Here is a 22,163-nt window from a genome sequence, read left to right on the forward strand (position 1 = left end):
TCCTGACTGAAGTCTCCTTTTCGTTTGTTGACACCGGCGTTCCGAAGAACTGCCGGCTTACCCTCTCTTTGTCTGAAAAAATGGCTAATTCACATCAATTGCTTGCCGGAAATTTCAATACCAATCCCTATTGGTGGGACGCGGCGCCGCCCGAGACCGCCATGCATGACTTGCCGGGCCAGGTCGACGTGGTAGTGGTGGGCAGCGGTTACTGCGGCATGACGGCCGCCGCCGAACTGGCAGCAGGCGGTGTCAGTGTGGCCGTGCTGGATGCGCAAGAGCTTGGCAGCGGCGGCAGCACGCGCAGCGGCGGCATGGTGTCGAGCGGCCAGAAACTGGTGGTGTCGAACGCCATCAGCGGTGCTTCGCCGGAGCGATTGGAGCGCCTGATGCGCGAGTCGCTGGCCAGCTTCGACTATCTGAAAGAACTGGTCGCCAGCGAAGCGCTCGATGCCGACCTGCATATCAGCGGCCGCTTCTTCGGCGCCTATACGCCGGTGCATTATGAGCGCCTGCGGGCGCAGGGACAATTGCTGCGCGAGAAAACCGGCGTCACGGTGCATGAAATCGCGCGCAGCGAACAACACAGCGTGATCGGCAGCGACTACTACCATGGCGGCATCGTGGTGGATGAATATGGCGGCCTGCATACCGCCAAGTACCATCGCAGTCTGCGCGATCTGGCGCGCCGCCGCGGCGCTGGTCTGTATTCACATGCGCCGGTGGTGCGTATCGAACGCAGCGCCGGCGGCTTCAAGGTGGTCACCGGACGAGGTGCCATCAACGCCGCCCATGTGGTGCTGGCGACCAATGGCTACACCGGCGGCGTGGTGCCGTATCTGCAACGCCGCGTAGTGCCGGTCGCCAGTTACCAGATCGCTACCGCGCCGCTGGCGCCGGACCTGATGGCCAAGCTGATTCCGGGCCGGCGCATGATCAGCGATTCCAAGCGCAATCTGTTTTACATCCGGCCCTCGCCGGATGGCACGCGCATCCTGTTCGGTTCACGGCCCACCATCAACGATATTCCCGAAGCAGAAGCGGCCTTGTTGTTGCATCGCAAACTGGTCGAGGTGTGGCCGGAGTTGCAAGAGGTCCAGGTCAGCAATTGCTGGAAAGGCTATGTCGCCATGACCTGGGACAAGATCGCGCATATCGGCGAAAAGGATGGGTTGCACTATGCCGTGGGTTGCAATGGCAACGGCGTGGCGCTGATGACTTACCTCGGCTCGCGCATTGCGCGCAAGGTGCTGGAGCGGCCGGATGCTGCCTGCGCCTTCGACGAGGGCAAGTTTCCCGGCAGTCCGCTGGGCGGCGCCCAAACCTGGGTGGTGCCGTTCGGCGCTGCACTGTACCGCATCGGTGATTGTTTCGATGCCATGGGCCGGCGCAATTGACATCGGGCTGCCGGCGGCATGGCGCACAGGAGGACAGGACATGAGTGACATTGGAAAACGTCTGGGGCAACTGCCGGCAGATGAGATTCGCGAGTACATCTACCGGCCGCAACTGACACAAGTCGATGACGATGATTTCAAGGCCATGCTGGACCTGAATCAGGCGCATCTGGTGATGTTGTCCGAATGCGGCCTGATTGACTGTGCCACCGCCCGCCGGCTGGCGCAGGCATTGCTGCAGATGCGGCAACTGGGGCCGGACCGGGAAGCTGTCGATACCTTGCTGGAAGATGCCTATTTCGCCTTCGAAACACGGCTGGCGGCGCTGGCCGGCGCACATGCGGCGGGCGCCTTGCATCTGGCGCGCAGCCGCAATGATATCGGTGCCACGCTGGATCGCCTGCGCGCCCGCACTTACGCCTTGCGCATCGCCGACAGTTTGCTGGAAGTGCGCACGCAATGCGTGACCCGGGCGTTCGCTTTCACCGATGTCATCATGCCCGGTTACACCCATTTGCAGCCGGCGCAGCCGGTATCGTTTGCCTATTACCTGTCCGGTTATGAAACCGCGCTGGAACGTGACAGCCAGCGCTTGATGGAAGCGCTGGTGCGCATTGATGAAAACGCGCTGGGAGTGGCTGCGCTGGCCGGCAGCAGCTTTGCCATCGACCGCCACCGCACGGCGCAGTTGTTGGGCTTTGAACGCATTACCCGGCATGGACTGGATACCGTCGCCTCGCGTGATTTCATGCTGGAGTTGCTGTCGGCGGTCAACTTGCTGGGTGTGACCTGGAGCCGTATAGCACAAGACTTTCATGTGTTTGTCAGCGACGAATTTGCGACGCTGGCGTTTCCGGACCGGGTCTCGGGCATTTCCAGCATCATGCCGCAAAAGAAGAATCCGATTGCGCTGGAATTTCTCCGGGCGCAATCGGCCCGCGCTACCGGCGCATTGATGGGCAGTCTCACAGCGGTGCGTGGCACGCATTTTTCGGTGTCGCTGGATGCCATTCGCGAAGGGCTGAGCGATGGCTGGGCGGTGCTCAAACATACCCCGAACAATTTGTCCGTGTTGCGGCTGGTGATGGAGAGTGTGCAACCGCGCGAAGCCGGCCTGGCAGAGCGCTGCAATCGCAATTTTTCCACTGCGACCGACCTTGCCGATGGCCTCGTGCGGCACTGCGGCTTGTCGTTTCGCGAGGCACATCATATTGTCGGCGGTGCCGTCCGGCTGGCGCTCGATCAAGGCCGTGACGCCACCGGCATCGATGCGGCATTGCTGGATCAGGCGGCGCTGTCCGAGATCGGCAAACCATTGGGGTTGGCCGACAGCGTGATCCGTCAGTGCCTGGATGCGCAGCAGGCATTAGCCCACAGAACCAGCCCCGGTGGCGCGGCGCCGGCAGCGGTACTGGCGCTGCTGGCCGAGTCGCAACAGCGATTGCAGCAGAGCCGGATCAGGATTGCCGCACGCCGGCAGGCGCTGGTGCAGGCCGGAGCGGTACTGAATACCGCAATCGAAACGCTGGCGGGGCATTGAACAGGTGCTGCGCTGCAGGCAAATCGCATCAATGACATTAAAGGGATGTTCATGGAAAAAGTAGCTCTTATTTCCGGCGCTTCGCGCGGTATCGGTCTTGCCGTTGCACACGAATTGCTGGCGCGTGGTTACCGCTTGTCGCTCGGGGTGCGCAATCCGGCGCTGCTGGCGCCGGTCTTTCCCGAGCGCGCGCGGGTATTGCTGCTGCCTTACGAAGCGCGCGACCTGAACTCGCCCAAAGCATGGGTGGCGGCAACGCTGGCCGCGTTCGGCCGGATCGATGTGGTGGTCAACAGTGCCGGCATTTGCAAGCATGTCGGACTGGAGGAGGGAACTGAAGAATTGCTGGAAGAAACGCTGGATATCAATGTGAAGGCGCCGTACCGGCTGCTGCAGGCGGCGTTTGCGGCGCTCAAAGTGTCAGGCGAGGGACGCGTGATCAATCTGGCCTCGTTGTCCGGCAAGCGGGTGCGCAATCTGAACATCGGCTATCAGATGTCCAAGCATGCCGCCGTCGCTCTGAATCACGGTGTACGCCGTGCCGGCTGGGAGCACGGCATCCGCGCCACTGCCATCTGTCCCGGTTACGTCAATACCGAACTGGCAACCGCCATCACCGATATGCCGCCAGCCGAGATGACCAGCGCCGCCGATCTGGCGAGCCTGATCGCGACCACCATCGCCTTGCCAAACACGGCTTCGGTGGCGGAGTTGCTGGTCAATTGCGCTTACGAGAATCTGATGTAGGCCGTTCTCCTGAGGCCACCGTCATGACGGCGGCGGCCTCAGTGTGTTCAATGTGTTACTGCCGTCTGACCTTGCAACAACTGCCGCAAGGTGGCGACGGTATAGTCGATTTCGGTTGCGGTGGTATAGCGCCCCAGTGAAAAACGGATGGCGCTGCGCGCCAGCTTGTCGCTGCGGCCGATGGCTGACAGCACGTAAGAGGGCGCGGCGTTGGCTGAATTACAGGCTGAGCCTGCCGACACTGCGATATCCAGTAATTGACCGGCCACCGACACATCACTGGTCAGATCGAAACTCAGGTTCAGATTGTGCGGCACGCGCGCCTGTGCGCAACCGTTCAACAGCACGCCCGGCAATTCTCGCAGCCCGTTCCACAACTGATCGCGCAACACGCGGATGCGGGCGCTTTCCTGTTCCTGCACACTGGCCGCGAGCGCAAACGCTTCGCCCATGCCGACGATCTGATGGGTCGCCAGCGTGCCTGAGCGCATGCCATTTTCATGACCGCCGCCGTCGATTTGCGCTTCCAGCTTCAAGGCCGGGTTGTGGCGCACGAACAATGCGCCGATGCCCTTGGGGCCGTAAATCTTGTGGGCGCTGAACGACATCAGGTCGACCTTCAGTGTGCTGAGGTCGATGGCGATCTTGCCGGCTGCCTGCACCGCATCAACATGGAACACGATACCGCGCGCGGCGCATATCTCGCCGAGTGCGGCGATGGGCTGGATCACGCCGATTTCATTATTGACCATCATGACCGACGCGATGATGGTGTCCGGCCGCAAAGCCGCTTCGAATTGCGCTGTCGTGATCAGGCCATCGGCCTGCGGTTGCAGATAGGTGACGTCGAAGCCGGCCCGCTCCAGCGTGTGCATGGTATCAAGCACCGCCTTGTGTTCGGTAGCGACGGTAATCAAGTGTTTGCCGCGCCCGGCTTCGCGCAACACGTGCGCCGCCCCCTTGAGCGCCAGGTTATTGGATTCGGTGGCACCCGAGGTCCAGACGATCTCGGCCGCTTGTGCGCCGACCAGCGCGGCTACTTGCTTGCGCGCCTTTTCCACCGCAGCCTTGGCTTCCCAGCCGAAAGAATGCGAACTGCTGGCCGGATTGCCGAATTTCTCCGTCAGGTAAGCGCACATCCTGGCCGCGACCACCGGGTCGACCGGCGTCGTCGCCGAATAGTCCAGGTAGATGGGAAATTGCAGAGCAGCCTTGTCGCTGACAAGGCTGGCGGAAGTACAGGCAGAGGAGGCATTCATGGCAATGAATCCGAAATGGTGAGGTGTTGAGCTTACGGTGTAATCAATAGATGAAAAACAAATATAAATGCATTTTAATATGCGATTTATGACTAACAAGAAAAAACCCGGGACACATCGCTGACATCCTCGATTGCCATGGGCCGCCAACGCGGCAGCGCCTGGTGCTGATTTTTCGTATTAACTTATGCAAAATGATTATACTTAAACAGAATGAAGATATGTCTATAATCCGAAAATCATATAAATCATAATAATATGGACCTCAATCAACTGGAAGCTTTTTCGGCAGTGATGACGATTGGCAGCGTGACCGGCGCCGGGCGCAGTCTCGGCCGTTCGCAGCCGGCCATCAGCAAGGCCATCCAGGATCTGGAAGGCGAACTTGGCTATGCCTTGTTCGACCGCAACGGTCCGCGTGTGACGCCGACCGACAAGGCGTTTCTGCTGTACGAAGAGGTGGAACGCTCATTGGTCGGCTTGCGTACCATCCGTGAACGGGCGCTCGAAATCGGCCGTGAGGAACAGTTGCCGATCCATCTGGTGGCAACCCCGGCGCTGGCCTCGACCATCGCGCCGGCGGCACTGAAACTGATCGAACCCCTCGGTTTGCCGGAACATATTCATTTGCGCAGCGCCTCGGCCGAACAAGTCGTGCATGCGGTGCTGCACCGCACCGTCAGTCTGGGACTGACCAGCTTGCCGGTGGCGCATCGCGGCCTTGACCTGCACTGGATCGGCCAGGCGCCGTGCGTGGTGGTGCTGCGCGCCGACAGTGAACTGGCGCAAGCCGACGTCGTGACACTTGACGCCTTGCGCGATCAGCGCATCATCACCATGTCCAATCGCTATCGCTTGCGGCAGCGCATCGACATGGCGCTCGGTCAGGACAAGCCCTTGAATGTGGCCATCGAAACCAATACCTCATTCAATGCCATCATGGCCGCCCATGCGGGTCTGGGCGTGGCGCTGGTGGAACCGATCACGGCGCTGGGCATGCCGATTGAAGGCCTGGCGGTGCGGCCGCTGGCGGTCAACGTGCCGTTTTATTTTGGTGTCGTGACGCCATTCGGCAAGCCGGTCGATGCCGTCACGCAAGCCTTGATCGCGGCCATCGAAACGGCAGCGCGCACTATCTTGCACGGCTTCGTCAAGCGTGGCGCCGGCGATCACGACGATTTGCTGTAAGCAGCAAGAAACGATTAGCAGAATTGAACATGCAGAACATTCATCAGCCACAGCGAAAGGACGCGCATCGTGTCTAGTGCCATTTCTCCCGCCACTCAGGCATCCGGCGCCAGCGGCCTGGCCGCGCTGGAAGCGCGCTTGCAACAAGACCTGGCGTGGCTCGACCTGCCGGCCAAAGCCTGGGTCCCGGCCAAGACCGTGGATAACCAGCCGGTGCTGGACGTGGCCATCATCGGCGGCGGTCAGGCCGGTATGGCTGCGGCCGTGTCGCTGTTGCATATGGGCATCAATGCGGTGATCTACGATCAGGCACCGGCCGGCTTTGAAGGGCCATGGGCCACCACGGCACGGATGGAAACCCTGCGTTCGCCGAAGAAGCTGACCGGGCCGGCGCTGGGCTTCGCGGCGCTGACGTTCCGCGCCTGGTTCGAAGCGCAATTCGGGCTGGAAGCCTGGGAGGCGCTGGACAAGATTCCACGTCTGCAATGGATGGATTACTTGCGCTGGTATCGCAAAGTAATGGCGCTCGATGTGCGCAACGAGCACCGCATCGAAGCGATTTTGCCGCGCGCCGATGGCGTGGTGGAACTGCACATCAATGCGCCGGCCGGCAAGTCGGTGGTACTGGCGCGACGGGTGGTGCTGGCCACCGGCCGCGACGGTCTCGGCGGCGCCTATCTGCCGCCGCTGGCGCAGAACCTGCCGCGTGCCTTGTGGGCGCATTCGTCGGACGAGATGGATTACAGCAAGCTGGCCGGCAAGCGGGTCGGCGTGATCGGTGCCGGGGCATCATCGATGGACAGTGCGGCGACCGCGCTGGAGGCGGGTGCCGCCAGCGTCGATATACTGATTCGTCGCAGCGTCATGCCGCGCATCAATAAAGGCAAGGGCGCCGGTAACCCGGGGCTGACATATGGCCATGTGAATCTGCCGGATGAGTGGAAATGGCGCATTCGCCATTACATCAATGCCCAGCAGATTCCGGCACCGAGCGGCAGCGTACAGCGCGTTTCGAAGTTCGATAATGCGCGTTTCATTTTCGGTGCCCCGATCGAGCGCGTCGACGTGCTCGACAACAGCTTGCGCATCACCACACCGCGCGGTGTGTTTGACGTCGATTTCCTGATTTTCTCGACCGGCTTTCGCATCGACTGGAGCGTGCGTCCGGAGTTCGCCGCGATGGCACCGCACATCCGTAGCTGGCGTTCGCGTTACACGCCGCCGGCAGGCGACGAAGATGCCGAGCTGTGCGACTCGCCCGATCTGGGGCCGGTATTCGAGTTTCAGCAAAAAGAGCCGGGCAGCTTGCCGGGACTGGAGCGCGTACACTGTTTTTGCGCGCCGGCCACCCTCAGCCACGGCACGCTGTCGGGTGATATTCCCGCCATCAGCGACGGTGCGCAGCGACTGGCGCAGGGCATCGCTTCCTTGCTGTACGCCGAAGATGTCGACAGCCATTATCAGAACTTGCAGGCCTATGCCGAGCCGGAACTGACCGGCGATGAATGGACGCCCTCGGAACCGACCGCACAAGAACGCCGGGGAGCCGGGCAATGAGCAGCGCCATCTTGCGCAGCGTGATGCAGGCCCTGGCAGTCCTGCTGCTGATGACGGTAATCGTCTTCTTCGGCCTGCACATGATCGGCAATCCGGTCGATATCCTGATCGGTCAGGACGTCGATCAGGTCGATCGTCTGCGCATCATCAAGGAACTTGGTCTGGATCAGCCGATCTGGCGCCAGTATCTGGCTTTCCTCAATGGCGCTCTGCATGGCAATCTCGGCAACAGTTTTGTCTATAACGAACCGGCCATCAAGCTGATTTTCCAACGCTTGCCGGCGACGCTGGAACTGGCTTTCGCCGCGCTGATTCTGGCGGTGCTGATCGGTATCCCGCTGGGATTGCTGGCCGGCCTGTTTCCGGACAGCCTGTTTTCGCGCATGGTCATGACCGGCAGCATTCTCGGTTTTTCGTTGCCGACGTTCTGGATCGGGCTGATGCTGATCATGGCGTTCAGCGTCTCGCTCGGCTGGTTGCCGTCGGGCGGACGCGGCGAGACGGCGGAGCTGTTCGGCATCCAGTGGTCATGGCTGACGGCGGATGGTTTGCGCCACCTGATCTTGCCGGCGCTCAATTTGTCGCTGTTCAAGATTTCACTGGTGATCCGGCTCACGCGCGCCAACGTGCGCGAGGTGCTGCCGATGGATTTCGTCAAATTCGCGCGCGCCAAAGGATTGTCGCCGTTGCGCGTGGTGGTGATGTATGTGTTGCGCAATACGCTGATTCCGCTGGTGACCATCCTCGGGCTGGAGTTCGGCTCGACCATTGCCTTTGCCGTCGTCACGGAAAGCATTTTCGCCTGGCCCGGTTCCGGCAAGCTGATTCTGGATAGCATCAATGCGCTTGACCGGCCGGTGATCGTGGCCTACATGATGGTGATCGTGTGCCTGTTCGTGACGCTCAATCTGGTGGTCGATGTGTTGTATAAAGTATTGGATCCGCGCGTGCGGGTGGAGGCCAAGGCATGAGTGACATTTCCACGCCATCCAGGCCGCCCATGACGCAGCAGGAAGTGCGCGCCAAAGTCGCCGCCTTGTCGGCCTTTCAGGCGCCGCACCGGGAATCGCCATGGCGCCGCGTGATGCGCAATTTCCTGGCATCGAAAGGGGCGATGTTCGGCCTCGCGGTGGCCGTGCTGCTGATGATTGCCGCACTGGCAGCGCCGTGGCTGACACCGCAAAATCCTTATGACCTGATGCAACTGGACGTGCTGGACGCGCGCCTGCCGCCGGGCACCGTCAATGGTCTCGGCACCTACACCTATTGGCTCGGCACCGACGGTCAGGGACGCGATTTGTATTCCGGCATCTTGTATGGCTTGCGCATCAGTGTCGGCATCGGTATCGGTTCGGCGGTACTGGCCGGCGTGATCGGCACCCTGATCGGTTTGCTGGCGGCGTATGTCGGCGGCAAGGTTGATTCGCTGCTGATGCGTCTGGCCGATCTGGTGCTGTCGTTCCCGTCGATTCTGGTGTCGATGCTGATTCTGGCGTATCTGGGCAAGGGTATCTTCAACGTCATGGTGACGTTGGTGGTGCTGGAGTGGGCTTACTATGCCCGCACCGCACGCGGCCAGGCGCTGGTCGAGCGACAAAAGGAATACGTCGAAGCGGCGCGCGGTCTGGGCGTATCCGGCTGGAGCATCATGGTGCGCCATATCTTGCCGAACTGCCTGCCGCCGCTGATCGTCATCGGTACCTTGCAGATCGCGCGTGCCATCACGCTGGAAGCGACACTGAGCTTTCTCGGCCTCGGCGTGCCGATCACCGAACCATCGCTCGGTTTGCTGATCGCCAATGGCTATCAATACATGTTGTCCGGTGAATACTGGATCAGTGTCTATCCCGGCATCGCGCTGCTGGTGGTGATCGTGGCCATCAATATGGTGGGCGACCGTCTGCGCGATGTCATGAATCCGAGGTGGCAAAAATGAGTGTGCCAACTCTGGTGGTGCGCAACCTGCGCACGCATTTCTTTACCCCGGATGGTGTGTTGCCGGCGGTCGACGATGTGTCGCTGACGCTGGAGCGCGGCCGCATTCTGGGACTGGTGGGCGAATCGGGCTCGGGCAAGACCGTGACCGGTTTTTCCATCCTCGGTTTGCTGGATGCGCCGGGTCGTATCGTCGGTGGTCAGATTCTGTTTCAAGGGCAGGATCTGGTGACGCTCGACAAGAAGTCGCTGCGCAACTTGCAAGGCAACCGCATCGCGATGATTTTTCAGGATCCGATGATGACGCTGAACCCGGTCCTGCGCGTGGAAGCGCAAATGATCGACGCCGTGTTGGCGCACAGCAAGGTCAGCCGCGAACAGGCGCGTGAACTGGCGCGCGATACGCTGGGCATGATGGGAATTGCCAGTCCGGAGGAGCGGCTGCGCGCATTTCCGCATCAATTGTCGGGCGGCATGCGGCAGCGCGTGGCGATTGCGATTGCCATGCTGCACAAGCCGGATCTGATCATTGCCGATGAACCGACTACCGCACTCGATGTCACGATTCAGGCGCAAATCTTGTCCGAAGTACAAAAGCTGGCGCGCCAGCATGGCACCGCGCTGATCTGGATCACGCACGATTTGTCGGTAGTGGCCGGACTGGCCGATGAGATTGCGGTCATGTATTCCGGTCGCATCGTTGAGCAAGGCAAAGTCGCCGACGTGCTGGACCAGCCGCAGCATCCTTACACCCAAGGCCTGATCGGCAGCCTGCCGGGCAATAACCGCCGTGGCGAACGCTTGCGACAGATTCCCGGCCTGACGCCGAATTTGCTGCATCTGCCGCCAACCTGCGCGTTTGCCGCACGTTGCGAACGTGTCAGCGAAGCCTGCCTGACGCGGCCGGAGATCACCGAGGCACTGGCCGGGCATTTCGTGCGTTGCTTCCATCCGGCCGTGACGTTGAATGCCATGGAGGTCCGCCATGGATGAGGTAAAAGACAAGATGATTCCGCTGGTGGAAGCGCGCCATGTCGACAAGCGTTTTGGCGAACGCAAGCCGCGTCCGTTCGAACCGCAACTGATCGCGCGCGGCTGGATGCGTCCGGCCGCCGTCACGCGCGCGCTGGATGCGGTGGATTTGCACGTGATGCCCGGCGAAGTGGTCGGACTGGTGGGCGAGTCCGGTTGCGGCAAGTCGACCTTGGGCCGGATCGTCAGCGGCTTGTTGGCGCCGTCCTCGGGCCAGGTGCTGGTTGAGGGCGTTGATCGCAACCAGCTCAGCGCGCGCGAAGCCCATGCCACGCGCCGCAAGGTGCAGATGATTTTCCAGAATCCCTATGCCAGCCTGAATCCGCGTCTGCGCGTCGATCAGATTGTGGGGGAGGCGGCCTTGATTCACGGCATGACCGACAAGGCCGGACTCGATGATTACGTCAGTGCGCAACTGCTGCGCGCCGGTCTCGATCCGGAATTGCGCGACCGTTATCCGCATCAGTTCAGTGGCGGTCAGCGGCAACGCATCGGCATCGCCCGCGCGCTGGCGGTGCAGCCGCAGATGCTGGTGTGCGATGAAGCGGTAGCGGCACTGGATGTCTCGATTCAGGCACAGATATTGAATCTGTTTACCGATCTGCGCGAACAACTGGGACTGACCTATCTGTTCATCAGCCACGACCTCGGCGTGGTCGAGCATGTCTCGGATCGGGTGGTCATCATGTATCTGGGGCGCATCGTCGAAAGCGCCGCGGTAGATGAACTGTTTGCGCATCCGAATCATCCCTACACCCAGGCCTTGCTGGCAGAAGTGCCGCGGCTGCAGGCGCGCAACAAGTCGTTCACGGCGATCAAGGGCGAGATTCCGAGTCCGCTGAAGCCGCCGGCCGGGTGCCATTTCCATCCGCGCTGTCCGCAGGCAATGGCGCGTTGCCGGCAGGAAGCGCCGGCATTGCGGGAAGTGGCGCCGGGACATATGAGTGCCTGCCATTTGAATGATCAGCCGGGCCGGCCAACAATATTGCCAGTACCGATAAGCACTGTTATTTCGTAGTCCGTATCTCTTATCCACCACCATCGAGGATGATGAACATGAAAAAAACGCTCCTTTCCAGCCTGTTGGCTGTTGCGCTGCTGGGCACGGCGGCGGCCGGCGTGCAGGCACAGACGCTCAATATCGCGTTCGCCGATCCGCTGTCGTCGCTCGATCCGCAATTGAACAACCATGCCGGCGACCGCTCGGTCGATCTGCATTTCTGGGACTTGCTGGTTGAAAACAACTACAACAAGTTGCAGCCCGGACTGGCCGTCAGCTGGAAGAATATCGATCCCAAAACCTGGGAATTCAAGCTGCGCCCCAACGTCAAGTGGCAAGATGGCAAACCGTTTACTGCCGAAGACGTGATCTTTTCGTATCAGCGCGCACGCGCCGTGCCGGGTAGCGTGGCAACCTTCGCCGGTTATCTGCGCACGGTGGAATCGGTGACGGCCAAGGATCCGCTGACGCTCATCATCAAGACCAATATCGCCAATCCGGACCTGCCGCTGAACCTGGCTTCGGTGCATATCGTCAGCAAGCATGTGGGCGAGAAATCGCAGACTGAAAACTACAACAGCGGCGCCGCCGTGGTTGGCAGCGGTCCTTACAAGTATGTCTCATACACGCCGGGCGACCGGGTCGTGATGGAGCGCAACAACGACTACTGGGGGCCGAAACAGATGTGGGAAAAGGTCAATTACCGCTACATCAATAACGCCGCTGCGCGTACCGCCGCCTTGTTGTCGGGCGACGTTGACGTGATCGACAAGGTATCGGTATCCGATCTGACCAGGCTGAAGCAATCGCCGAACGTCAAGGTATTCGCCTATAACGGTTTGCGCGTGCTGTTGCTGCAACCGAGCTTCCATGAAGGCGCCAACAAGTACATCACCGACAATAACGGCAAGCAGCTCGACAAGAATCCCTTGCTCGACGCCCGCGTGCGCAAGGCACTGTCACTGGCGATCAACCGCAAGGCGCTGGTCGACCGCATCCTGCAAGGTGCCGCTACCGAAGCCAATCAATGGATGCCGGCCGATACTTACGGTTACAACCCGGACATCAAGAACATTCCGAACGATGTCAATCAAGCCAAGAAATTGCTGGCCGATGCCGGTTACCCGCAAGGGTTCAAGCTGACCATCCACGTCCCGAATGATCGCTATCCGCAAGCGCCGGAAACCATGCAGGCCGTAGCGCAATTCTGGACCCGCATCGGCGTCAAGACACAGGTGGAAGTGTTGCCATGGGCCTCGTATTCGGCGCGCGCCAACAAGAATGAATTTGCCGTCAGTGTCTTGGCATGGGGCAACGGCACCGGGGAAGCCAGCTATGCGTTGGTCAATGTGCTGGCAACCGCCGATGCCAAGAAGGGTCTCGGCGCGTCCAACTGGAATCGCTACAGCAATCCGGCCATCGACAAGGCGCTGGCCGATTCGACCGCAGAGTTCGACGCTGCCAAGCGTGAAGCGATTCTGCGCAATGCCGCCAAGATCGTCTCCGACGATGCCGGCGTGATTCCGCTGTATCACTATCAGAACGTCTGGGCCGCCAGGAAGGGCTTGAAAGTCACGCCTGCCAGCAGCGACCGCACGACGGCGATGATGGTGACGCAAGACAAGAAGTAATTGGCCGCAGAGGAGCACATCATGGTCGCGCTGAACATTACCGTCACCCCCGCCGATGACTTGATTGACGTGCCGCGTCGCATTGTGGTGACCGGTGCGGTACCGGGCGGGCTGGTGCAGATCGCCAGTCATACCTTGCGTGCCGGCGTGCCGTGGCACAGCAGCGCACGCTTCGTGGCCGATGCCAACGGCCACGTCGATGTCACGCTGGCGCCGGCGGTCGACGGCAGCTATGGCGGAATCTCGGCCATGGGCTTGCTGTGGTCGCAAACACCGGCGCAGGAGGGCAAGCGCGAACTGTTTCATGCCGATGTGCAACAGCCGCTGACGACCACCTTGCAGGCCAGCGCCGTCGGTGCTGCTGCCGCTGATGTTGCCGAAACGACTCTGGTGCAACGCTTGTGCGCTGATGGCGTTACCCGCACGGAAGTACGCGAACAAGGGCTGGTGGGCAGCTTGTTTCTGCCGCCGGCCGGTGCCGGCCCATTCCCGGCCGTGATGATTCTCAACGGGTCCGGTGGCGGCATCAATGAACCGCGTGCCGCCTTGTATGCGTCGCGCGGGTATGCCGCTTTTGCGCTGGCGTATTTCAAGGCGCCGGGCTTGTCCGATTACATCTCCAATACGCCGCTGGAATATTTTGCCAAGGGGCTGGACTGGCTGCGCGCAACCGTCAAGCCCCTGCATGATTTTGTCGCCCTCAGCGGCCAGTCGCGCGGCGGCGAACTGGTGCTGCTGCTTGGCGCCACGTTCCCGGACAAGGTGTCGGCGGTATTGGCGTATGTGCCGAGTGCGCTGGTGCACAGCGGGCAGAATGCCTGTGATCCGGCTGTCGGACGCGAAGGCCCCACCTGGTTGCTGGACGGCAAACCCCTGACGCATCAATGGGAAAACAATCGCTGTGCCAGCTGGGCGCCGTTTGACGAAGGGGCGCCGCCGCACCGGCATGCGCTGGCCATGCTGACCGCCTTGCAGGACAAAGAGGCGGTCGCCAGAGCGCGCATCCCGGTGGAAAAGATTCAGGCGCCGGTACTGTTGTTGTCAGCGACCGATGACGGTTCGTGGCCTTCGAGCGTGTACGCCAAGATGGTCAGCGACAAACTGGAAGCGGTGGCGCATCCGCATGCGGTGCAATGGCACGACTATCAGGATGCCGGTCATGCGATTCTGTTTCCCACCGTGCCGACCACCCAAATCAGTTACGCCCACCCGGTTTCAAAACGCATCAGCACCGGCGGCGGCCAGCCGGCTGCCAATGCTTATGCCGATCATCACGCGTGGCAACACGCCCAGCAATTTTTACGGGATGCGCTTGCTGCCAGGCAGGCATCCCTTATTCGAAAGGAAGTTTCATGACGACGCAAGTGGAATACCACATCGATAACGATGTCATCGACCAGTTGGCCGGCCTGCAAGCCGGCAGCAGCCTGCATGCGCTGCGCCATCAGCGCGAAAAAGTCGCGCAGGCCAGCCAGGGCAGTTACGACACCTTGTTCGACCCGGCGCTGGCCGGCATCGGTCTCGATGAACGTCTGCTGGTGGCGCTGTATGCTTGCCGTCTGGCCGGCGCGGCCGACGTTGCCGCGCATTACCGCGCCCGGCTCGAAGCCTTGCCTGCGGATGCTACGCAACTGGCCGTAGCCGCCGCTGGTGAACCTGAACAATTGCCGGCCGGGCGTCTGCGCGCCATGCTGATTTTTACCCGCGCCCTGACCGAACGTCCGGTGGAAGGCGACAAGGCCGCATTGCACACGCTGCCGGCGGCCGGCATCAGCACGCCGGCGGTGGTCGCATTATCGCAACTGATCGCCTTCATTTCTTATCAGATCCGTGTCGTGGCCGGACTGAAAGCGATGAAACCGGCAAGCAACCAACCTGACTGCGGCGGAGAACAAGCATGAGCACCATCATCAAATCGCACGGCTTCACCAACGAAGTGCTGGACTGGCAAGCATGGCTGGATGTCATCGACATCGGGCACGCGACCGAAGACCAGATCAAGGTATTGGAAGAAAGCCATCCCAAGGCCAAGGTCTCGGATTACTACCTGTTCCTCGGCCATCAGCCGGAAATCCTGCGCCAGCGCTCGGCTGCTTTCAACGCCATCATGTATGCACCGGGCGGCATGTCGCGTGCCGAACGTGAACTCGGCTCGATGGTCGTGTCGCGCATCAATGGCTGCGTCTACTGCGCGTCGGTACATGCGCAGCGCTTCGAACAACTGGCCAAGCGCAACGACACCGTGCAACAGGTATTCGACGACCCGTATACCGCCGGTACCGATGCCCGCGAAAAAGCCATCGCGCAATTCTCCATCGCGCTGACCGAACGTCCGAATCAGGTTGACGCCGCCGCCATTCAGTCCTTGAAAGAGGTCGGCCTGAACGAACAGGAAATTCTCGACCTGATCCATTCGGTCGCGATTTTCGCGTGGGCCAACCGCCTGATGCTCAATCTCGGTGAACCGGTTTTCCCGGCGGCCGCGTAATTCGACACCCCACGACAACAGGAGACAAACATGCTGATACCCGACAATCTGGTCTACGCCGATACCCATGAATGGATCAGGCCGGAAGACGACGGCACGCTGACCATCGGCATCACCGACTTCGGCCAGGACCAGCTTGGCCCGCTGGTCTACGTCCAGACACCCGATATCGGCCGGGTGCTCACGCGCGGTGCCGACGCCGGCGTGGTGGAGTCGAACAAGACCGCGTCGGATGTCCATGCACCGGTCGACGGCGAAGTGATTGCCGTCAACCCGCAATTGGCGAATACGCCCGATGCCATCAATGGCGCACCTTACGAGCAATGGATCTTCAAGTTGCGACCGGCTGCGGCGTTCGATGCCACGGCATTTCTTGATGCGGCGGCTTATACCAAACTGATTGCCTGATCGCCATGAACAGCAAGGCGGCAGCAGCGCCATGCCCGCAAGTGGCGAATGATGCAATGGAAATGTGAGGTATTTTGCACTATTTATTGATTATTTAAATAAATGTGCTAAATTCTTCACATGAACATCCTGAATCTCGCTCACATCATTGCCACGCGCCGCCGCGCGCTCCAGCTAACCCAGGCGGAGCTGGCCGCGCGCGCCGATATCAGCCGGCGCACCCTGATCGATCTTGAAAACGGGTCTGGTTCCAGTGACATCGGCTTTCGCAAGATTGAACGCATTCTCAATGCACTCGGGTTGAGCATTGCCATCATCGAAGAACCGAAACGTCCGACCGAATCCGAGCTCAGCGCCATCTTCGCCGACGATGAATAAATCCCAGCCCCGGCCGCAGCGTCTGAAACAATTGTTCGTACATACCAGCCAGGGTCTGGCCGGGCGCCTTGCGCGCGAATCCCAGATAGTTTTCGGCTATCGTACCGACGATCCGGCCTGCGAGATCAGCCTGACGATGCCGCTGCGCGCAGAAACCTACGCGGCCAACATCTTGCCGGGCGTATTGCGGCAGAATCTGCCGGAAGGATATTTGCTGCACTGGATTCATGCCCGTTTCAGCAAGACCATGAAAATGGATGACTTCAATATTTTGGCGCTGACGGGCAGTGACATGATCGGCCGCGTCAGTGTCAGTCTGGATGCGCTTGGCGTCGAACATGCAAAACCGGAAGACCTGAGCGCATTGCTGGCCTGGAAGGGGACTGAAAGCCTGTTCGACTATCTGGCGGAAAAATACGCCGGCAGCTCCGGCATTTCAGGGGTGCAGCCAAAGGTGCTGGCTTCAGCCTATGGCGGCAAGGAAACCGTCGACAAAGGCGCGATGAAAGACCGCAGCCTGATCATCAAGGCCAGCGGCGCCGATTTTGATGGTCTGGCAGAAAATGAATTCCACTGCATGACGATGGGCAAGCTGGCGGGGCTGGATGTGCCGCAGTTCTGGCTGTCCGAAAACAAGGAAGTCTTCATCATCGAGCGTTTTGATATCGATCCCCAGAGTGGGACATACCTGGGCTTCGAAGACATGACGGCGCTGACCGGCAAGCAGAATGACGGCAAATACGACTCCAGTTACGAAAACGTCGCCAAAGCCATCGATATTTTCGCTAGCAACCGATACAAGACCCCATCGCTGACGGCATTCTTCAAGTCACTGGTGCTGTCCATGATCGTTCGCAACGGCGATGCCCATCTGAAAAATTTCGGCTTGCTGTACACCACGCCACAGACCGATGACGTCCGGCTGTCCCCGCTGTATGACATCGTCTGTACCACGGCATATATTCCGCGCGACACCATTGCCTTGAAAATGAACAAGGAAAAGGCATGGCCCTCGCGCGAGCAGCTTATCGCGTTCGGCAAGGCACACTGCAAACTGGACCGGCCGGCGGTCATCATTGATGAAATACTTGACGTGGTCGCCTCGTATGTGCCGGCGATCGAGACCGGTGAAATATGGCAAAAAATGCAGCCTGAGATTGCCAAAGGGTTGACGGTCCTGAGCACGCCCCGGTGAGGATGGCAGACTGAAAACTGCGCAAGCCAGCCGCAGCGTCAGGCGAGGTTTGGCCGGACCGGCGTTGTCTGGCCGGCATGATCCAGTGCAAAAACACTGACCAGTTGCGTCAGCGCCGCAGCCTGATGTTGCATGGAGGTGGCCGCTGCCGCTGCTTGTTCTACCAATGCGGCGTTCTGCTGCGTCATCTCGTCCATCTGCGTGATCGCGATGCTGACTTGCTCGATGCCGCTCGATTGTTCGCGACTGGCAACGCTGATGTCGTTGACCACGCCAGCGACCTGTTTGATGCTGTCGACGATGCGCGTCATGGTGGCGCCGGCTTGCGCTACCAGTTGACTGCCGTCGTCCACATTCTGTACCGAGGTACTGATCAGTTGCTTGATTTCCCGGGCGGCGGTGGCGCTGCGCTGCGCGAGGCTGCGCACTTCGCTGGCGACCACCGCAAAACCGCGACCCTGTTCGCCGGCACGGGCGGCTTCCACCGCCGCGTTCAACGCCAGAATGTTGGTCTGGAACGCAATGCCGTCAATGACGCTGATGATATCGACGATCTGGCGCGACGAACTGTTGATGGCGGTCATGGTATCGACCACGCGACCGACCACGTCGCCGCCTTCGATGGCAATCCCGGAGGCGGTGGCGGCAAGACGGCTGGCGGTATTGGCGTTGTCGGCGTTTTGACGCACGGTAGACGTCAGTTCTTCCATGGCTGAGGCGGTTTCTTCCAGCGCGCTGGCCTGTTGCTCGGTGCGCATCGACAAATCGCTGTTGCCGCTGCTGATTTCACCGGAGGCCACCATGATGGTATTGGTGCCGGCGCGCACGTTGCTGACGATGTTGCGCAAGCTGCCGCGCATGTCGTGCAGGGAAGTCAGCAGTTGGCCGACTTCATCGTCTTTGCCGGAAGAGTGGCGGTCGCCGCCGAGTGCCGCCGTCAGATCGCCATCCGCGACCCGGCGCGAAATGCCGACGGCGATATTGACCGGACGCGTGATGCCGAGCGTCAGATACCAGGCGCAGAAGCAGCCGAACAGCAACGCCACGCCTTCCAGTATCAGCAACAGACGACTGCTGTCGTCGGCAATCTGCTCGATATGGCGGGTGGTCTTGTCAATCTCGCGCTGTTCCAGTTCCAGCAGCTTGAGCATCGCATCCTGATAGCTTTTTGCCAACGGGACGAACTCCTGATCCAGCAGGCGATTGCCTTCATCGATGTTGCCGCCGGATTTCAAATCGAGAATGCGGTTGTGGGAAGCGAGGTAAACCTTGCGCCGTTCAGCGATGTTGTGGAACAGCGCTGTTTCTTCATCGCTGCGCAATAATTCACCGATCTCTTTTTGCAGGCGCGAGGAATTGTTGGTCGAGGCCTTGGCTTCATCGATGAAATACGTTTTCAAGGTGGTGTCGGCACTGCGCGAAATGGCAATCGTGCGCACCACGCCGGCACGCAGACTGCCGTACCAGCTGGCGATCAGGCGCTCCTTGCGCGCCGACTGCTCAACCATTGCGCGCGTCACCTCCGCCACCACTTGCAAACGCCAGATGCCGATGGCGGTCACCACCAATGACAGCAGCATGATTACCGCAAATCCCAATGTCAGACGCTTACCGATTTTCATGCTGCCCCAAGCTTTCAACATTTCCCCCAATGACGATGTCGCAGGTACCTGGTTGCAAGTACCTCCGTACCACTGCTAACGCGTGACGATATGGCCCAGACGCACGACCGTCACGCCCGGTCCGAGCTGGCGCAGCGACGGCATGACGATCACGCAGTTGTCGTATGGCGTGAGGACTTCGCGCGCGCCTTCGCGGGCGATGACGGTGCCGGCCTTGGGGATCACTTCCATGCCGTGATAGTCGTCGCAGAATTCGAAATCGTAGGAGGTCGCCACCACGGATTCGGTGACGCGGTAAAACCGTTGCGGCGACGGCTCGCCGGCCAGCATGAAGGTGCTCAGATCGCTGGCGCGCATGACGCCGGTGGCAATCAGGAAGCGACAGGCCGAATCCATCGCCACATCCTTGCTGCGCGCAGAAAAGTGCTGGCCGGTCTCGATCAGCAGGGCATTCCTGGTGCTGGCCGGGTCGCCGAAATCGGCATAATCGCGCATGCGTTTGCCATTCGGATGGCCGGCGTCGATGATGACGTGTGCCGGCGCGCCGACATCCGCGGAGAACTGAATGCCCTTGTCGAGCGGGCCACTGACGATCAGTGGCGGCGCTTCTTCATGCATCGAATGCAAATCCAGCATGTAGTCGACACTATCGATGATCGGCCGCAACTGGCGTGCCCGGCGCAGTTCGATGCTGTCTTCGGGGCCATCGAGACGGACTGACGACCACACCCGGTTCATGTCTTCGTCTACATAACGCGTGGCGTCCGGATCGCGGGCGTCGAAACGGCGATACGCCTCGACGTTGGCGAATCCCAGAGAAACACGACCTTGCAATGGGCGCAGGGTATCCCGCATCTGCAACAAACGGTCCACCGTAATGGCGCCGCTGACTTCGTTGCCATGCATCAGCGCCAGAATCATCACGTGCGGACCGGCGACACCGCTGTCGATACTGTGGACGAAATCCACGCCGGTATTACCGTGTTGCCATTTGGCGATATCCGGAAATTCAACCTCCAGCGGATAGTGCTTCAATTGTGCGCGTACTTGTTCCAGGGTTTTCATACTATTGCTCCGACGTTCAGGCACCCGACATCAGCCAATGCGCGCGGGCGCAAGCGGGCTGAGTATCTGGTCTGAATAAGTGAAAGAATCTGCAAGAATCTATATTGAGAACGCCGCCATCACGGCTGACGGCCCATCCGGCGTCCCAGCGTGATCACTGCGACCAGACTGATCAGCGCCGTGGCCACGACATAGAAACTGGGGGCCATCTTGTTCTCGGTGGCGGCGATCATCCAGGTGACGATCAGCGGGGCGAAACCGCCGAACAAGGTCACCGAGAAGTTGTAGCTGAGCGCCAGACCGGTACCGCGGGTCTGGGTCGGGAATATATCCGACAGCATGGCAGGAATCGGACCCAGGCAGGCGGCAATCAGGACGCCGACGATGCCTTGCACGATGATCAGCGTGGTCACGGTCGGCCACATGTTGAGCATCATGAACAGCGGATAGGAGGTCAGGCCGATCATCAGCATGGAAATCGTCAGCACGCGGAAGCGGCCGTAGCGATCCGACAGCGTACCGAAAACCGGTGCCGTCAGCATCAGCACCAGCCCGGTGATCAGCGCGCCAATGAACGATGAAGTCGCAGGAATATGCAATTGCTTGACCGCATAAGTCGGCATGTAGAGCTTATGTACATAGTTGAAGGCGGTAGCGCCGGCGACCACGCCGATGCCGAGCAGCAGCTTGATGCGGTCTTGCACCAGCACCGTCATCAACGGTGATTTTTCCGGCTTGGCGGCGGCGATGATTTGCTTGAATTCCGGTGTTTCATCGATCTGACTGCGGATGTAGAGACCAACCGGGCCGACCAGCAGGCCGAAACAGAATGCCACGCGCCAGCCCCAGGCGTTGAGTTGGGCTTCGGTCAGGTAATAACTGAGCAGGGCGCTGATGCCTGCCGCCAGCACCGTGGCCAGACCTTGTGTCGACAATTGCCAACTGGCAAAAAAGCCGCGCCGTTTGGCATCGGCATGCTCGACCATGAAAGCCGTCGCCGCGCCAAATTCGCCGCCGGTCGAAAAGCCTTGCAACAGCCGCGCGACGATGATGATCATCGGCGACAACATGCCGATCTGCTCATAGGTCGGGGCAAAGGCAATCATTGCCGTGCCCGCCATCATGATCATGATCGATGCCGTCAGTGAAGCCTTGCGGCCGGCCCGGTCAGCGTATGAGCCAAGCACGATGGCGCCGAGCGGGCGAATCACGAATGAAATACCGAAAGTGCCGACGCTCAGCAGCAATGAGGTGGTCTCATCCTGGGCCGGAAAGAACAGCTTGCCGATCACCACGGCAAAGTAGCCGTAGATCAACAGGTCGTAGAACTCCAATGCGTTCCCGATGCTGGCAGCGCAGATTTCTTTCCATGGATTTTTGCGCTTTGCCGTGGCTGACCCGGCGCGCTGCGGCGCGGCGGCGTGCGATGGCGATTCAAATTTGGCGGACATGCGATGACTCCCGTTCTCTCTCAATGCGACGCGTACTTCATGCCATGGCGAGCATGTCCGCGCCGCTTATTCTATGGCTCGAAAGCTGCAAGTTATCTGGTGAATCGCCCCGGAATGGTGCGTGATGCACGCTATTGCGAGTTTTTTCCAAACAGACTTGAAGGCATTTCAAGAACTTTGTGGGAGTATAGTGATCGCGTTTTTGTGCTTATTGCCGTTTCGGCACAGCTTTGTGCTTTTTGCTGCAGGCCGGGAGCGGGGCGACCTGGC

General features: G+C 60.3%; 20 protein-coding genes. 16 read left to right on the forward strand and 4 right to left on the reverse strand.

Translation table 11 applies throughout. The annotated features are described in order from the left end of the window. Positions 1–80: 80 nt before the first annotated feature. From AKL27_RS01725 to AKL27_RS01735, 3 genes are read left to right on the forward strand one after another with little or no spacing between them, the layout of a single operon-like run. Positions 81–1,397 carry an NAD(P)/FAD-dependent oxidoreductase gene (locus tag AKL27_RS01725; RefSeq protein WP_050460882.1) on the forward strand — a complete coding sequence of 439 codons (1,317 nt, stop codon included), beginning with the start codon at positions 81–83 and terminating at the stop codon, positions 1,395–1,397. A gap of 40 nt (positions 1,398–1,437) precedes the next feature. Continuing rightward, complete coding sequence (argH, locus tag AKL27_RS01730; RefSeq protein ID WP_198155859.1) at positions 1,438–2,937, forward strand: argininosuccinate lyase; 1,500 nt, start codon at positions 1,438–1,440, stop codon at positions 2,935–2,937. A 51-nt stretch (positions 2,938–2,988) separates the two neighbouring features. After that, positions 2,989–3,684: an SDR family NAD(P)-dependent oxidoreductase gene (locus AKL27_RS01735; protein WP_050461139.1), complete on the forward strand. Its 696-nt coding sequence runs from the start codon at positions 2,989–2,991 to the stop codon at positions 3,682–3,684. Between the two features lie 47 nt (positions 3,685–3,731). Here AKL27_RS01735 and AKL27_RS01740 read toward each other — a convergent pair whose 3' ends face one another. Further along, on the reverse strand, positions 3,732–4,943 hold the full coding sequence (locus AKL27_RS01740) for an IscS subfamily cysteine desulfurase (protein WP_050460885.1): 1,212 nt from the start codon (positions 4,941–4,943) through the stop codon (positions 3,732–3,734). A 258-nt stretch (positions 4,944–5,201) separates the two neighbouring features. Between AKL27_RS01740 and AKL27_RS01745 the strand changes: the two genes are divergently transcribed. The 13 genes from AKL27_RS01745 to AKL27_RS01805 all read left to right on the forward strand — a co-directional run bounded on the left by AKL27_RS01745 (position 5,202) and on the right by AKL27_RS01805 (position 17,755). Further along, the gene (locus tag AKL27_RS01745; RefSeq protein ID WP_050460886.1) at positions 5,202–6,131 is read left to right on the forward strand and encodes a LysR family transcriptional regulator; all 930 of its coding nucleotides are present in this window, start codon (positions 5,202–5,204) and stop codon (positions 6,129–6,131) included. A gap of 69 nt (positions 6,132–6,200) precedes the next feature. Continuing rightward, positions 6,201–7,688 carry an NAD(P)-binding domain-containing protein gene (locus AKL27_RS01750; protein WP_050460887.1) on the forward strand — a complete coding sequence of 496 codons (1,488 nt, stop codon included), beginning with the start codon at positions 6,201–6,203 and terminating at the stop codon, positions 7,686–7,688. After that, a complete protein-coding gene (locus AKL27_RS01755; protein WP_050460888.1) occupies positions 7,685–8,659 on the forward strand; it encodes an ABC transporter permease in 975 nt (324 codons plus the stop codon). The genes AKL27_RS01750 and AKL27_RS01755 overlap by 4 nt, the downstream gene beginning before the upstream one ends. Positions 8,660–8,688: 29 nt before the next feature. Beyond that, positions 8,689–9,624, forward strand: coding sequence for an ABC transporter permease (locus tag AKL27_RS01760; RefSeq protein WP_050461141.1), 936 nt, complete (start codon positions 8,689–8,691; stop codon positions 9,622–9,624). Then, positions 9,621–10,616, forward strand: coding sequence for an ABC transporter ATP-binding protein (locus AKL27_RS01765; RefSeq protein WP_050460889.1), 996 nt, complete (start codon positions 9,621–9,623; stop codon positions 10,614–10,616). The genes AKL27_RS01760 and AKL27_RS01765 overlap by 4 nt, the downstream gene beginning before the upstream one ends. Further along, positions 10,609–11,673, forward strand: coding sequence for an ABC transporter ATP-binding protein (locus AKL27_RS01770; protein ID WP_050460890.1), 1,065 nt, complete (start codon positions 10,609–10,611; stop codon positions 11,671–11,673). The genes AKL27_RS01765 and AKL27_RS01770 overlap by 8 nt, the downstream gene beginning before the upstream one ends. 38 nt (positions 11,674–11,711) lie before the next feature. Next, a complete protein-coding gene (locus tag AKL27_RS01775) occupies positions 11,712–13,286 on the forward strand; it encodes an ABC transporter substrate-binding protein (RefSeq protein WP_050460891.1) in 1,575 nt (524 codons plus the stop codon). A gap of 21 nt (positions 13,287–13,307) precedes the next feature. After that, the gene (locus AKL27_RS01780; protein WP_050460893.1) at positions 13,308–14,642 is read left to right on the forward strand and encodes an acyl-CoA thioester hydrolase/BAAT C-terminal domain-containing protein; all 1,335 of its coding nucleotides are present in this window, start codon (positions 13,308–13,310) and stop codon (positions 14,640–14,642) included. Further along, a complete protein-coding gene (locus tag AKL27_RS01785; RefSeq protein ID WP_050460894.1) occupies positions 14,639–15,187 on the forward strand; it encodes a CMD domain protein in 549 nt (182 codons plus the stop codon). The genes AKL27_RS01780 and AKL27_RS01785 overlap by 4 nt, the downstream gene beginning before the upstream one ends. Then, positions 15,184–15,774 carry a peroxidase-related enzyme gene (locus AKL27_RS01790; protein ID WP_050460896.1) on the forward strand — a complete coding sequence of 197 codons (591 nt, stop codon included), beginning with the start codon at positions 15,184–15,186 and terminating at the stop codon, positions 15,772–15,774. Before AKL27_RS01785 ends, AKL27_RS01790 begins: the two co-directional genes overlap by 4 nt. A gap of 30 nt (positions 15,775–15,804) precedes the next feature. Further along, positions 15,805–16,182 (forward strand): glycine cleavage system protein GcvH, encoded by a 378-nt coding sequence (gene gcvH / locus AKL27_RS01795; RefSeq protein WP_050460897.1) that lies wholly within the window; start codon positions 15,805–15,807, stop codon positions 16,180–16,182. A gap of 120 nt (positions 16,183–16,302) precedes the next feature. Then, the gene (locus AKL27_RS01800; protein ID WP_050460899.1) at positions 16,303–16,560 is read left to right on the forward strand and encodes a helix-turn-helix domain-containing protein; all 258 of its coding nucleotides are present in this window, start codon (positions 16,303–16,305) and stop codon (positions 16,558–16,560) included. Then, the gene (locus tag AKL27_RS01805) at positions 16,553–17,755 is read left to right on the forward strand and encodes a type II toxin-antitoxin system HipA family toxin (protein WP_050460901.1); all 1,203 of its coding nucleotides are present in this window, start codon (positions 16,553–16,555) and stop codon (positions 17,753–17,755) included. Before AKL27_RS01800 ends, AKL27_RS01805 begins: the two co-directional genes overlap by 8 nt. 38 nt (positions 17,756–17,793) lie before the next feature. Here AKL27_RS01805 and AKL27_RS01810 read toward each other — a convergent pair whose 3' ends face one another. From AKL27_RS01810 to AKL27_RS01820, 3 genes are all read right to left on the reverse strand, one after another. Beyond that, positions 17,794–19,377, reverse strand: a complete 1,584-nt coding sequence (locus AKL27_RS01810) for a methyl-accepting chemotaxis protein (protein ID WP_083438827.1) — start codon at positions 19,375–19,377, stop codon at positions 17,794–17,796. A 75-nt stretch (positions 19,378–19,452) separates the two neighbouring features. After that, entirely contained in the window at positions 19,453–20,442 is a 990-nt protein-coding gene (locus tag AKL27_RS01815) for a M14 family metallopeptidase (protein ID WP_050460903.1), read from the reverse strand. Between the two features lie 119 nt (positions 20,443–20,561). Then, complete coding sequence (locus AKL27_RS01820) at positions 20,562–21,893, reverse strand: MFS transporter (protein WP_050460904.1); 1,332 nt, start codon at positions 21,891–21,893, stop codon at positions 20,562–20,564. Positions 21,894–22,163 lie beyond the last annotated feature (270 nt).

Source organism: Herbaspirillum autotrophicum, from assembly GCF_001189915.1.
In the GTDB taxonomy this organism is placed as follows: Bacteria; Pseudomonadota; Gammaproteobacteria; order Burkholderiales; family Burkholderiaceae_D; genus Herbaspirillum; species Herbaspirillum autotrophicum.